Source organism: Njordella calcicola (assembly GCF_056494125.1).
Genome location: NZ_CM151396.1, coordinates 2,472,330 through 2,487,213 on the forward strand (window position 1 = coordinate 2,472,330; position 14,884 = coordinate 2,487,213).

Sequence of the window (14,884 nt, forward strand, 5' to 3'; positions counted from 1 at the left end):
TCGCATGTCTTTGAATGCAACCAATCGATTGTTGTTGGCCGTCGTGACAGCCACGTGGACCCTTTCCCAGGTTTCCGGCCAAGAAACAGTCGTACCGAACAAAAATGCCCTGGAAGATTCTGCTGTTTCAACTCCGGCGTCGGAACCGACAGCCGCTTCAGTTGTCGAAGAGTCGCCAGCAACGTCCAGCCAAGTAGACGAGAATTCAACGTCTGAGGACGCCCAATTGAAGTTCTCATTTGATCGAACCGCTTGGCGAGATGTGTTCGCGTGGCTGGCCAAGGAGTCCGACCTTGCGCTCCACGTCACAGAATTGCCTGGAGGGACATTTACTTATGCAGATCCTAACGCGTATTCTGCAACCGGAGCGATCGATCGTATCAACATGTTCCTGCTGCCGGACGGGTTTTCACTTGTTCGTTCGCAAAGCCTCTTGTCTGTCATCAATTTACGTGATTCTCGCAGCTTGCAGCGCTTGGATTCGATCGCTCGTACGGTCACACCGGCAGATCTATCGGGGTTGGACGACCATGAAGTCGTAAAGTGCTTCTTCCCGTTGAAGGAGTTACGATCTTCGGATGTTACAGCCGAGCTATCGCGGATGCAATTGATGACGGAACCTGCCGCTTTGGAAGCAAGCCGACAGTTGGTCATCATTGAGATCGCTAGAAAGCTACGCAATGTTCAAATTGTGCTTGACGCAATGCAAGCCGAGATGGCTAACAAACAATCGCTGGTCAAGCCATTCCAATTGAAACATGTCACGCTCGAAGAAGTGCTGCAGGTAGCGCGGCCTCACTTAGGCATTGAAGCAGGCTTGATGCACAGCGCGGAGTTCAACGTGTCGAGTGACGAGTCGGGAAAAAAACTGTTCGTCTCCGGCACGCCGCAGGCGCTAAAACTTTTTGAAAGTCTGGTCCAAGTAGTGGATGTAGCCGACGAGCAGAAAGTGGTCGCGCAAGAGAGTCCTATTTTGAGGTCTCACCGCGTGCGAGATGAAAACTTGGCAGCCGTGTACGAAGTATTACAGACAGTCTTAACCGGCAAATCGATCCGATTATCGATGGAACCCGCGACCAATAGCGTTGTCGCTTTGGCCGATTCGTCTACCCATAAAATCATCGAAGACACCATTGCTGAGCTTGAAGGTTTGGAAAACGTCTTCGCAATTATCCAGTTACAAACGCTGGACCCCTACTTTACGATCACGCTCCTTAACCAGATGTTCGATCTGAACTTGAACACGGCCCCCACCAGTTGTCGCAGTCCTCCGCCGGCACCAGCCAAGAATGCCATCAAGATCGATGCCGATCCGGCGGGCATGCGCTTATTTGTACGCGGGCCGAAAGATAAAGTCGCAGAAATCCAACGCGTGGTTGAAGAACTGGATCGTCAGGGGCAAAGTAGCAACGAACGTGTGGTACCGATTTACGGTGCAAAAGCAGAAAGCGTTTTGGGTCAAGCGAAATCGACTTGGCGAGGCACAAACCCCATCGCGGATTCGAACAAGTCCGGTGAGATCGAAACAAGGATTATTGAACGCACCGTTCACCCAGTCCAAAAGCACGCGGGACAAGTCAATAGCAGCGATGCCCATGACGCAACGGGCTATCCTGAGCAAGCTGAGTATGTGGCTGGATTTGTCAGTGCGAGGAGGCCTGTTTCGAGCGAAGAAAACTCCGATGAGATAGACGCCAAAATTACGCCGCGAGGAATTGTGCTGCAATCCAACGATACTAAAGCTCTTGAACGCTTCGAAAATCATGTTCGTTCATTAGCTAGTAACGACGATTCCAAACGAGTGGAAACTATTATCTATTATCTCAAATACTCGACCGCGGACGAAGCCACCTCTCTGCTGGCCGACTTACTCAATGGCACCACCAGTGTGGTCGAAAGTGCAACATCAGCCAAGCTGGTTAACGGTGCAGTCCCTTCTGGCCGCTCCAGTAGTCTGCTTGGAAGTTATCTACGATCTACCAAAGATGGCTCGACGCTGGTGACGGCCGGCAGTTTAACCGTGATCGCAGATGCAAGGCTCAACCGGCTTATTTGCGTTGGTACCACGTCAGATCTGGAACTGGTAGAACAGTTTCTGACCGTGATCGATAAGGATACAAGTTTGACGACCGTTGAAACCCGAGGGCTTTCTCATGTGATTGAATTGCAGCATGCGAAAGCGACCGAGATTGCGAATGTCATACGCGATACGTACGGCGATCGTGTGGCGTTAAATACCGAACAAAAGAATGCTCAGCAAGCTCAACGAGCAAACGACCGCGAGCGTGGACAGTCCACTAGCGAGAACAACATCCAGGCCAGTCGCAACAAGGAGCCGCAAATGCATGTGGCGGTCCATGAAGTCAGCAATTCCATTGTAGTAACCGCTCCAGAAACGCTATTTCAAGATGTCAAGAAATTGGTTGAACGCTTAGACCAGCAATCTGAGCAAGCGGTCGAGGTAATCTTTTATCCCAGCGCCGAGGGCGTTGAAATGCTGCGAGAAACGCTGCAATCTGGTGATCGGTCGCGCAATCGGACACAGCGCGGACGCGGTCGTTAGAGAATGGGGCTGAATTGTGATGAATAATAAACGAACTCCATGGAATATTACGTTCTTGGTCGTATTGAGCGTGTGCCATCAGGCCGCGATGGCTCAAGATGCTAACATGCGACCAAAGGGATTCGGAAGCGATGACGGCAAGATCCGCTTGCAAGGCTTTGGCGCGGACAAAGTCATGATTCCCTATTCTTTAGACGATCTGGAGCGGGCGGAAAGCTTGATCAGTCGCTATGACAAAAATCGCGACGGTCAGCTAGATCCTGACGAACTGAGAGAAGGCACTTGGCGTTATGGACACCCGATGGAGTTTGACTTCAATGGCGATGGCCGAGTTAGCAAGCTTGAGATGGCTCAGCGACTTGCCTCTCGTTCGAATCGAGATGACGCCGCTCCGCCGCCGCCCCGTTATTCCGTTTTGAATCAAATGCGGCAGCCAGCACCTTCGCAAAGTAATGACGACGCTCGACGAAGGTACTATCGTGCCGAAGGTGGTAATCGACGCAGTCGCGAACTGGCTTACGATATCATGCTGCGATTTGATCGTAATCAAGATCGACGCCTGGATGCTTTTGAACGCAAAGACTTGGGAATCGATGTCGCTAGGGTTGATCTGAACGGAGACGACTATATTGATGGGCCAGAACTGTATCAGTGGATTGAGAATGAGATTGGTCAGCGGGTCGGCGACTTGACCGACGTGCTGCCGGACTGGTTCTTTGAAAAGGATGTTAACAAAGACGGCCAAGTAGACATGTCGGAATTCACCGATGAGTGGACGGAAGACTTGCTTGCCCAGTTCAATTCGATGGATCCCAATCAAGATGGCTTGATAACAGCCGTGGAGCTTGCCGAATCGCGTGCTGTCATCGGAGGCACGTATTCCTCGCAAACAGCCACCTTGATTGCGCCGCGGTCGACGGCCACGTCGGCGATCGAAATCCAAGAAGACTTGTTGATTGAAAAGATCCGAGTGCAGTTATCCATTTCACACGACTATACCGAGCAGATATCAGCCTATCTGGTCGCTCCTTCTGGGAAGCGTATCGATCTGTTTCGTGGCCCGGGTGGCAGCGGTGATCATTTTGAGGGAACGATCTTTGACGATGAAGCTGGGGAGCGAATCCAGCGTGCATCAGCTCCGTTCCGTGGCAGCTATCAACCCGTGGCCGTCGAACGAAGTCAACCTAGTCTGAAGAGCTTGGTTGACACTTCTTTGAAGGGACAATGGCAACTAGTTATTGATGCGGATCGTAATCAGCGATTCGGGATTCTGCATAGCTGGTCGATCATGGTTGTCCCCCGCAAGCAAAAGGACTTGCCTGCAACGGCTCCAGCCCAATCCACAGAAGCGACGCTTCCGGCCCAGTAATCTATCCTGAGTTGCTGCGAGTCAAGCAGACCAAGCACGCTTGATTCGTTTGTTCGCTTCGTGTTCATCGTTCGGTTCCTTATCGATCGTCTTGTGCGCCGCCTGCAACTCAGGCTGATACTGCAATTCAATCGCGATCGGAAAATGATCTGACCCCACGTACGGTAACCGTTCGATAGATCGTACGGTAAAATGTTTTGAATGGAAGAGATGATCCAATGGGAAACGCAAGTAAGCATGTTTTGCGTTAAAGGTGTTGTACAAGCCTCGACCTCGCCTAGGGTCCAACAACTGGCTTGTGCGCAGGAACAGTCGCGTTGTCTTTGACCAAGCGACATCATTCAGATCGCCGCCGATAATCACTGGCAGATGTTGTTTTTCCAGTTCCTTGCCCCATAGCATAAGTTCTGCGTCGCGAGCTGTTGCGTCGTTATCCCGAATCGGTTCTGGAGGGCGTGGGTGCACAGAAACGATGCGGATCGTTTGGCCACATGGCAAGTGTACTTGTGCATCGATCGAAGGGACATCGTCCTGGATAAGGAACTTTACTTCATACTGTTCGATGGGTAGCCGCGACAGCAACAGCATTCCATACCAGTTCTCTTGCGGGTATGCGATTTGGTGGTCGAACTGCTTAACGAACGGCTGAATGTGTGTCAGCCACCGTTGGTTGACCTCAAGCACAATAGCTATATCGGCCCCTGCCTTGTCCATCACGCTCATCCAATGGTCATATTCTTCATTCTCCATCTCCACATTCGAGATCACAATTCGTAAGTTTGCATCGTCGGCCAAGGGGCTCTGAGCGCTAGTCGATTCTGCCTGCTTCTGGGCAAGTATCGTATACGGATAGATCTGATAGGCTTGCCAACAGGACGTTGGTACAGCAAGGATGAGAAAGAAATTGGTGGGGATGACGATGGCCTGCGGCGCAAATCTCGCTACGGCAACTTGGATCGTCATCAGTACGCATGTAACGACAATGATCTGAATTCGCGGGAAGTCCCAACCCCTTATCATCCAATGCGGGTGAGACGAGAAGCTGAGGCAAGTGCCTGAGGCCAAGAGGAGCAGCAGGACGAACGCTAAAATGTTTATTGATGTGAATACCAATATGCTGAGCGGCATTCTTTTCCCGCCTTTCCTTGTGTCAGAGACCTTACGAATGTCTAGTGATACGATCTATGCTCCATTAAGAGAGCGCCCCTGATTCATCGATCGACCACTAATTGCACGAGTATTTGAGCGACATGTCGCAAACGGCAGACCGCGGGTTGTGATTTACCGATTGCGGCGGCAGAATAGCAACCGACGATCGGTACGTCAGTAATGAACTTGAATACGTTTGTGCTAAGCTCACCCTGACAGCGCGTTTATCTTGCAACGTTCGAAGTTGGCACGGCATTGGCATTCCTTGCAGCCAACACCATAAACTCAACATCCTGCTTAATCCTCGATTGCGTCGCTCTGACGCTGTATGAATAGGAGTTCTTATGTTCGCGTTACATCGATGGGCTTCATGTATAGTTCTATCCCTCGCTGTTGCTTCGAGCGCGATTGCTCAGCCGCCTGAAAATGTTGATCAAAATTCGAACAACCGATCATCGTTACCCCCAAACACTCCCCCAAAAACTACCACCGCTGGGAATGATGCTAGCATCGACGATGAGCGGAACAATGGCAAGCAGACTGAGGGCTCGGTTGACAACATCACGAGTCACAAGTCGACAGCAACAGAGAACAATGCCAAGACCATGTATGGCAAAGGTGGCGAGACACATCAAATCGCAACGGATGGCGATCCAATTTTGACAACGCAGCAAGGCATCCCGGTTTCTGATAATCAGAACTCACTGCGGGTAGGAGCCAGTGGCCCAACACTACTGGAAGACTTCCAGCTTCGCGAAAAGCTCTTCCATTTCGACCATGAACGCATACCCGAGCGAGTGGTACATGCTCGGGGGTTTGGTGCCCACGGTTACTTCGAAACATATGAGTCGCTAAGCGATGTAACGAGCGCGGATTTGTTTCAACGTGCAGGAGAGAAAACTCCAGCGTTCGTGCGATTTTCAACTGTCGCTGGCAACAAAGGCTCGCCAGATCTAGCGCGGGACGTAAGAGGATTTGCAGTCAAGCTTTATACGCAACAGGGAAACTGGGATTTGGTTGGCAACAATATTCCCGTCTTCTTCATTCAAGACGCGATGAAATTTCCGGATGTGGTTCATGCAGCGAAACAAGAGCCCGACCGGGGATTTCCTCAGGCACAAACAGCCCACGATAACTTTTGGGATTTTATCTCGCTAACGCCCGAAAGCATGAATATGGTCATGTGGATCATGTCCGATCGGACTATCCCAAGATCATTCCGGTTTATGGAAGGCTTCGGCGTGCATACATTTCGATTGGTTAATGCAGATGGCGAATCGACCTTCGTCAAATTTCATTGGAAACCCAAACAAGGTCTGCAGTCGGTTACGTGGGATGAAGCAGTGAAGATTAACGGGGCCGACCCCGACTACCATCGACGCGATTTGTGGAATTCAATTCAAGCAGGTGATTTTCCTGAATGGGAGCTTGGCGTCCAACTGTTTGACGAGAAGTTTGCGGACGAATTCGATTTTGATGTCCTTGATGCGACCAAAATCATTCCCGAAGAGTTAATTCCCGTTCGCAAGGTGGGCAAGCTGGTGCTTAATCGTGTCGTAGATAACTTTTTTGCTGAGACAGAGCAGGTTGCCTTCTGCACTCAGAACATTGTGCCGGGGATTGATTTTACAGACGATCCGTTGTTGCAAGGCCGAAACTTTTCGTACCTTGATACGCAACTGAAGCGTTTGGGGGGACCAAACTTTACGCACATCCCAATCAACGCTCCGAAGTGCCCTGTGGCAAATTTCTTCCAAGACGGACATATGGCCATGAGCAATCCCAAGGGGCGTGTCAACTATGAACCAAACTCTTGGGGCGTCGGGCCACGCGAATCGCCGACCAAAGGCTTTCAGTCCTTTCCAGCCAAAGTGGAAGGCACCAAAATGAAGGTGCGTTCAGAGCGGTTTGCAGACCACTACAGTCAGGCACGTCAGTTCTATTTGAGTCAGACCAAGATTGAACAGGAGCACATCGCTAATGCTTTGGTGTTTGAGTTGAGCAAAGTAGAAACGCTGGGAATTCGCACTCGCATGGTAGCTCATCTGTTGAATATCGACGAGGAATTGGCGGAGCAAGTTAGTGTAGGTTTGCGACTGACGGTAATGCCAGAAGCTGTGGAAGCAGCCAGAGCGACGAAGATGGACTTAGATCCCTCACCGGCCCTGAGCATTCTCAAGAATGGCCCCGATTCGTTTGCTGGTCGCAGTGTTGGGATTATGGTTACCGACGGTGTTGATGCAGCTCAGTTGTCTGGCCTGATGGATGCAATTAAGCAAGAAGGTGCTATGGTGAAACTGATTGCTCCGCAAATCGGAGGTATCAAGGCTAGCGATGGAAACTTGATGCCAGCTCAGGAACGCATCGATGGTGGTCCGTCGGTCCTTTTCGACGCCATTGCCGTGCTCACTTCGCAAGAGGGAATTGAGTTGATTCTCGATAATCCAGCGGCTTTGGCTTTTATAGCGGATGCGTTAAACCACAATAAATTCATTGCGTTCAATGAGTCAGCCAAACCGTTGCTGGAGAAAGCTGGTATGGCTGAACACCACCAACAGCAGTTGGTAGCTATTGATCAAGCCAACGCGGCTGCGGAATTTGTTCAGCGATGCCGAGCACTGCGCGCTTGGGAAAAAGAGTAACGCGAGCAGTTGGATTCTCATTGGCAACGATGCAGCAAAAATCGAATTCAAGGATGACGACTCTTGCCAAGAACAATACACTGCTATCTCGTCGTGAGGTAGCAGTTTTTGTTTCATGGAAAGTTGATAACGTTATGGCATTGTTGTTCGAACCGCTCAAAATCAAAGACATTACCCTGCGAAACCGAATCGCTGTTTCGCCGATGTGCCAGTATTCGTCCGACGACGGAATGCCAAACGATTGGCACTTTGTTCATCTAGGATCAAGGGCAGTTGGAGGCGCTGGATTGATCGTTGTCGAAGCGACAGCGGTTTCGCCGGATGGTCGTATTAGTCCAGCGGACAGCGGCATTTACACCGATGATCATATTGAGCCGTTTGCGAAGATCGCAAGGTTCATGAAGCAATATGGTTCCGTCGCAGGTATCCAGCTTGCTCATGCTGGTCGTAAAGCGAGTGCGAATAAACCCTGGGAAGGAGATGATCACATTGCAACTGCTCAAGGGGGCTGGGATACGATTGCGCCTTCGGCAGTGGCGTTCGGTGGTGGTTTGAGCAAGGTACCGAAGGAAATGAGTCTGGCAGATATCGCTCGGGTTCAAGCGGACTTTGTCGCTTGCACCCAGCGCGCGCTGGCTGCCGAATTCGATTACTTGGAGATTCATTTCGCGCACGGTTATCTTGCCCATGAGTTTTTCTCACCGCTTTCCAATCAGCGGACGGACCAGTATGGCGGAAGCTTTGATAACCGAGTTAGGTTTCTGTTAGAGACGTTTCAAGCGGTTCGCAACGTTTGGCCAGAACGGCTGCCACTAACAGCAAGACTGTCGGTAACGGATTGGATTGAAGGCGGTGTGACCATCGAAGAATCGATAGAGTTGATCAAGCGGTTGAAGTCCATCGGCTTGGATTTGATCGATGTCAGCCATGGCTTTATTACTCCGGACATAAGTCAGGTGCCATGGGGGCCGGGCATGATGATCCCGCATGCTGGACGCATTCGTCGAGAGGCAGAGATTTTAACCACGACCAGTTGGATGATTACCGGCGCGAGGCAAAGCGAGCAAGCCTTAGCCGATGGGCATCTCGACATGGTGATGCTAGGTCGAGAACTTTTGCGTGATCCCTACTGGCCGTACCATGCCGCGAAAGAATTAGGGGACGATGTAGCGACTAGCCTTTTGCCAGTGCAATATGCACGTGCAGTGAAGTAGACGTGAGTCAGGCGGTTTAAGCGATGCGGCTCTTGAATGCAAGACAATACGTCTATCGCCGGCGGTTAAACAGAGCGAACGCTGTGCTCAGTTGCGGGTATGCATAGCGTGGCGTTATTTGCTTGTGTAGCGACGAAGAATTTCAATCAGTCGCTGCACGTCTACCGGCTTGCTCAGATGATCGTCATAACCAGCTTCGATACATTGATCGCGATCGGTGCTCATCGCATTGGCGGTTAAGGCAATGATTGGGCGATCATAGCCGCTGGCGCGCAGCAGACGCACTGCGGTAGGACCATCCATGACGGGCATTTGCATATCCATGAGTATGACATCGAACAGCATTCCTGCCGCGGTGTCCGTTTGGATCCTTTCGATCGCTTGAGCGCCGTTCTCGCATAGCACCGTTTCGCCGCCGACTTTATGAACAAAGCTTTGAACCAAAAAACGAACATCGCGTCGGTCGTCGACCACGAGGACTCGGATACTTAGCTGTCCGGAAGTCAATTGCCTTCCCGTCGTATCGGGGGACGCTACTTGGTCCGATTTCGAAACTCGTTCCAATTCCACCACGCCGGGCACAGGAATGATCAAAGCAAACCGACTGCCCTGCCCTACCACACTTTCTACGGAAATACGACCGTTCAGCAGACCGGCTAGGCGTTGGCTGATGGCTAGCCCTAAACCACTGCCGCCAAATCTCCGCGAAATGGTCGCATCGACTTGCGAAAACGGTTTAAACAGCCGTTCAATTTCCTCGCCGTCCATGCCGATGCCCGTATCGACTACTTCAATTTTCAGCTCCGATGGTTGGGCATCAAAGCTAACGATCACTTCAACACCACCGGTTTCGGTGAACTTGATTGCGTTACCCACCAAGTTAATTAAGATCTGGCGGATTCGGATGGGATCGCTGCTGACCACAGTTGGGATTTCGGTAGCAAAAACTTGTTCGAACTGCAGGCCACTTTCAGATGCACGGACCTGCATCAGGGCGAAAACTTCTTCGACAAGTTTTCGGGGGCTGAAGTCAATCAGTTCTAATTCCAGTTTACCGGCCTCAATCTTCGAAAGATCGAGGATGTCGTTGATCAGTGCGAGCAGGTATTGACCATTTCGACGAATCGTTTCAATTTTGACTCGATCCGATTCATTCTCGGCAGATAATAGATCTGCATAGCCAAGAATGGCGGTCATGGGAGACCGTATCTCATGACTCATGTTTGCTAAAAAATCGCTCTTGGATTTGTTGGCAACTTCGGCTAGTTCTTGAGCGCGACGCAGTTCGGCTTCTATCTTTCGAAACTCCGTCACATCCGTGTTGGTGCCGAACCAACGCGTGATCTCGCCTTGCTGGTTACGGATGGGTACTGCTCGAGATAAGAACCAACGGAACTCTCCATCGTAACCTCTCAACGGAAACGTATCTTCCCAGTCGACACCCGAACGGATGCATTGCTGGAATTTCTCACTGACTCGCTCAACAAGGTCGGGATGGTGCACCGATTGCCATCCAGTCGATTTCATTTCGTCTAAAGTGGTTCCCGTATAATCCAGCCAACGGCGGTTGTACCAGAAAATATTTCCATGCTCGTCGGCCATCCATGCGAATTGTGACATGTTATCAGCTAGGGTCCGGAAGCGTTCTTCACTTTCCCGCATCGCTTGTTCGGCGAGTTTCAATTCGTGGATGTCAGTGGCGGTGCCATACCATCGCGAGGCTTCGGCCCCCTGCACCTTGAAGGCTCGGCTCAGATGCCAGCGATAAGTAGAATCGGCCATGCGAACTCGATGCTCGCATTCATAGGTTTTTCCAGTGGAGACTGCTTCATGCCAGGAGTCGATCGTGCGCTGTATATCATCCGGATGCAGAACAGGCTGCCACTGCCATACCTCGCGAACATCCTTCGAGATACCTTGGTAGCGTTGTGCCTGGGAATTGTAATAAGTCACTGTCCCGTCGTCGTTCGCGGTCCACACCAGTTGCGGCATCGCGTTGGCCAGTTCTCGAAACCGCTGCTGGCTGTCACGCAACTGCAGCTCCGCTTGCTTGCGTTCAGTCACATCCAATACGATTCCGGGAAAGCGTCTGACTTTTCCCTGTTCGTCGCTTTCTGTTTTTCCGCGAGCGACTAACCATCGTTCTTGCCCGCTGCTGATTACGCGATACTCGGCTTGAAACACGCCTCCTTTGGCCACGGTTTCATTGATCATGGCTCGCACGTTTTCAAGGTCTTGAGGATGGATCGCAGCAAGGTATGACGCAAGCGGTGCAGCCCCATCGGTACCCAAAGGTATATTGAAGATCCGCGCGAAGTTTTGATCTCCCCACAAGCGATCTTGCTCTATGTCCCATTCGAATGAGCCGACTTCGCCAGCGATCAAAGCTGTCTCCAAGCGCCGGCGATACTCTTCAATAGCCGCGTCGCTCTTTCGACGCTCGGTGATATCTTTAAAGAAGATTGCAACCTGCAACGCAGTTGGTTCTGCGATGGGAAACGCGTACACTTCGAACCATTTCCCCATCGGGCCCGCGTAGTACTCGAAGCGATCAGCCTTTCCAGTCAAGGCAATACGGCCATAGGTTTCGACCCACCAAAACTCTAAGTCAGGTAGGATCTCTCGTATCGTACGGCGACCAGTGTCTCGCAGCCCGGTTAATTCCTCGAAGGCGGCATTGCCTTCGACAATCCGATAGTCAATCGGTTGATGTTGTTCGTCCAAGATCATTTGCGCAATGCAAAAGCCTTGATCAATAGATTCAAACAAAGTCTGATAGCGGCGTTCGGTTGCGAGTTGGTCCGTGTCGATTTGATTCTTAGGAACCATCGTCTGGTCGATCTTTTTGGCGATCATCAGCCTGCACGCACGCGAGTCCTGCGTGGGGGCAACCTTCTTGCTATTGACGGTGAACCAGTGATATGAACCGTCATGATGCCGCATTCGGCATGCTGTTTCGAACGAATCCGAGCTTTCCGATGAGCGTTCCCATAGACGCAAGCACGCTATGCGATCTTCCGCGTGAATGATTTGGGTCCACGTCAGCTTCGAAAGCTCATTCGATGGGATACCCGTAAAGCGTCGGAAACTTGAGTTGGCTATCTGCAGCTCTTCGCCATCGGAAACCAGCCATACTAGATCGCTAATACTTTCGGCCAGAGCACAAAACCATTCCAGATCGTTTTCCCCGCGCAGCGGAATGCTTGAAACGAGAGTGTTCGTGTGTAGTTGGCTCGTGTCTGGGAGCGACATTAATTTTCCTTGTCAGCCCTTGCTGCACGTCAGCACTCTGGTGCGTCGTCCATTCTTTACGACCGAAAGACAGAAGATTAGTAAGGATTATTTCGTCCATAGGCTTTCCTGTCAATGAATTAAGCTCACCTGCCAGTGCTTTCGCTGGAAGTGCAACATTTGCTGGTCGGGCAGTAGAACCTCTGGCGATGAACTTTTGCCAGCCTTACTCAGAACGTGGTTTGCAGTTGGGTTCGGACCAGAATCCCGCTGGCTCCGACCTCGTAGCCGGTACGAATCTGTTCAGTTGGAGAGTTTTCGAAGTAAGCCAAATCAGCTCCAAATCGCCAAAGGTCAGTTCCCCGCACAAAGCAATTGAAACCACAGGCACTCTCGTAACCGCCCCCAAATTCACCTTTCACGACAGATCCACGACCGTACACTTCAAGGCGTTTCGGTATCACAAATGTCCCAGATTGCACGAAGAAACCGTGATCAAAGATGGCAGTGTCCGCAAGCGGTAACGGTCCCGTACCGCGAATGTCCTGCAGCCATCGCAAGAAGTATTCGCCATGCCAACTAAAACCTCGATATTTCGCTCCCAAGTCGAAAGTAGCCAAAAAGAGAGAATACTCCGTCACGGTCACACCGGGGGCCAACGCGTTTGGCAGTGTCAGATCAGTCCCGTCGGACAGCCGCACAAATGAATCCTCTGGCTCTGAGCTATCGAATTGGCGGCCGGATTGTCGTGAGGTAGTGAAACTGCTGCCCGAGCGGACGGCAAGTTCATCGTGATAACTAAGATCTGAGTAGAGCCCTCCGAATTCGCCCAACGGCTCCCACCTCGAGTTACCGGAATAGACAAAATTCGTATCCAGCTCACGAAAACCAGCCGACGCTGTATTAAACCCATTGCCGATCGCCGCTTGATAAAACAAACCATCCAGCGGTTGGCCTTTGGCCCAGATACCAGTCGTGATGCTTGGTCGAAAGAACGTCGTCGCTAATGATCGATCTGGAGCCATCGTATACATGGACGTCAACAGCCACTCTCGGCCACCGGGGACCTTGCCTTTGCCAAAGTACAAGTCAAATGCATCGTTGAAGCGATAGTTGACCCACGCAAGCAAGACAGTGACGTCATCATCGCGCAGCGTCGTGTAGTCCAAGTTTAGATAGTAGTTGAGATCTCGGTCGATCGCATGCCCGGAAAAGATGAGTCGTCCGCGGTTGATGTCAAAATCATTTCGATTCGCAATAGGCAAAACGTTTCCGGCTGAATCAACCCATTCTTGGTTGGTACGAGCAAAGCCGGTGTAGCGAAACTGATTTTGCAAGTTAACTTGCATTCGAAACGGAGGCTCGTTTGGGTCCGTGGTTTCGATAAAGAAGCCGCGCTGATAGCCAGCGTCAAAGGAGCTGGATCGCGTCACAGGAACTGTGGGCAATTGCATTTCTTGCGAGTTGTACGCCGTCATCGGCGGTTCAATCGGCGTGAAATCATAGAAGATGATTTCGGAGTCAGCGATTGCTGGAGCGACTGGCTGTACATGCAATGGGCCGTCTAGAGATTGTGCTTGGCTGGCGATTCCAGTGGTCAAACCGAACGACAGCGCGATCCCAAACCGCCAAACTGGTTCTATTAATTTGGCAGCAAACCTTTTCGGTAAGCTTAAGCTGTCCTTCAATGAAACGAAGCCTGGCATCAACGTGGAACATGTAGCGCCTGTGATAAGGTCATCGGGCGACCAGGACAACGAACTTCAACGAATTGCGACGATGGCAAAATGCGTAGTTTTGAACCGAACAAGCCTGCTGAGATAGGGAATCGGCGCAAAATAGCAAATGAGATGTCGAATACCTTGCCATCTTCGCACAACTCTTGGCCATGTCGCACTGCACGGTAGTACGGACTAGAATACGTTCACTTGCAAACTACGTCACCACTCTTCATTCGCCGACTTTTGTACCCGATTTATGTATCGCCAAACATCCAAAACACTTCGTGTCCTCAAGACTACTTTGATCGGTGGTTTATTCTTTCTCCTGCCGTTGGGCGTGTTTGCATTTTTGGTTGGACAAGTTGCGGAAGTGATCTGGCACACGGTCCTAGCGATCAGTGCGCATATGCCGCAAGCGTTGCTGCTGATTGGTCCGCTAGGTTACTCATTGATTATTGCGTTATCGTTTTGCTTGATGATAAGCACTTGTTTTCTGGCTGGTATGCTGGCGGAGCGTGGCATTGCCAGACGATTCAATCAGTTTGTCGAGAAGTATCTTTTGTTGGTCTTTCCTCGGTATGCAATTATCAAAGAACAGCTTACAGGCAATATCGGGAATGACATTCTGAAGAATCAGTTAATCCCTGCGATGGTAAGTTTGCCTGGCCATGTTCGGTTTGGATTTGAAGTAGAGCGTACCAGTAGCCCAGGTACCGAGACGAATAGCGAACTCAAGTTTGTGACATTGTATCTCCCTGGCTCACCAGACACTTGGTCCGGCCAAGTGATCGTGGTGGCGGAAGATCAAGTGCAGCGATTGCAACGTCCTTTTGGTGACGCATTGACCACTGCCGAACAATTGGGGCGTGGTTCATTGAGCTTGATAGATCAAGCGGCGCTGGCGAGTCTCCTTTCGAAAGGCGTGAATTAAGCTTTTTGTGCAAAAGCGACTATCGCAGTCTTCTCGCTGATTACCTTTCCAAAAAATCAGCAGC

8 protein-coding genes are annotated in these 14,884 nt (G+C 51.0%); 5 read left to right on the forward strand and 3 right to left on the reverse strand.

What is annotated here, in order from left to right:
• Positions 1-4 precede the first annotated feature (4 nt).
• Positions 5-2,563 (forward strand): secretin N-terminal domain-containing protein, encoded by a 2,559-nt coding sequence (locus SH302x_RS09300; protein ID WP_479368451.1) that lies wholly within the window; start codon positions 5-7, stop codon positions 2,561-2,563.
• 19 nt (positions 2,564-2,582) lie between these two features.
• Positions 2,583-3,932, forward strand: a complete 1,350-nt coding sequence (locus SH302x_RS09305) for a proprotein convertase P-domain-containing protein (protein WP_479368452.1) — start codon at positions 2,583-2,585, stop codon at positions 3,930-3,932.
• A 21-nt stretch (positions 3,933-3,953) separates the two neighbouring features.
• Here SH302x_RS09305 and SH302x_RS09310 read toward each other — a convergent pair whose 3' ends face one another.
• On the reverse strand, positions 3,954-4,895 hold the full coding sequence (locus SH302x_RS09310) for an endonuclease/exonuclease/phosphatase family protein (protein WP_479368453.1): 942 nt from the start codon (positions 4,893-4,895) through the stop codon (positions 3,954-3,956).
• 530 nt (positions 4,896-5,425) lie between these two features.
• On the opposite strand from SH302x_RS09310, the gene SH302x_RS09315 reads away from it, so the two are divergent.
• A complete protein-coding gene (locus SH302x_RS09315; protein WP_479368454.1) occupies positions 5,426-7,723 on the forward strand; it encodes a catalase in 2,298 nt (765 codons plus the stop codon).
• A 53-nt stretch (positions 7,724-7,776) separates the two neighbouring features.
• Positions 7,777-8,937, forward strand: a complete 1,161-nt coding sequence (locus SH302x_RS09320; RefSeq protein WP_479368455.1) for an NADH:flavin oxidoreductase/NADH oxidase — start codon at positions 7,777-7,779, stop codon at positions 8,935-8,937.
• A 114-nt stretch (positions 8,938-9,051) separates the two neighbouring features.
• Here the strand turns inward: SH302x_RS09320 and SH302x_RS09325 are convergent, their stop codons facing one another.
• Together SH302x_RS09325 and SH302x_RS09330 are read right to left on the reverse strand one after the other, a co-directional pair.
• Positions 9,052-12,189: a PAS domain-containing protein gene (locus SH302x_RS09325; RefSeq protein WP_479368456.1), complete on the reverse strand. Its 3,138-nt coding sequence runs from the start codon at positions 12,187-12,189 to the stop codon at positions 9,052-9,054.
• A 209-nt stretch (positions 12,190-12,398) separates the two neighbouring features.
• Positions 12,399-13,874 carry a porin gene (locus SH302x_RS09330; protein WP_479368457.1) on the reverse strand — a complete coding sequence of 492 codons (1,476 nt, stop codon included), beginning with the start codon at positions 13,872-13,874 and terminating at the stop codon, positions 12,399-12,401.
• 271 nt (positions 13,875-14,145) lie between these two features.
• Here SH302x_RS09330 and SH302x_RS09335 point away from each other — a divergent pair, with 271 nt between their 5' ends.
• Entirely contained in the window at positions 14,146-14,820 is a 675-nt protein-coding gene (locus SH302x_RS09335) for a DUF502 domain-containing protein (protein ID WP_479368458.1), read from the forward strand.
• Positions 14,821-14,884 lie beyond the last annotated feature (64 nt).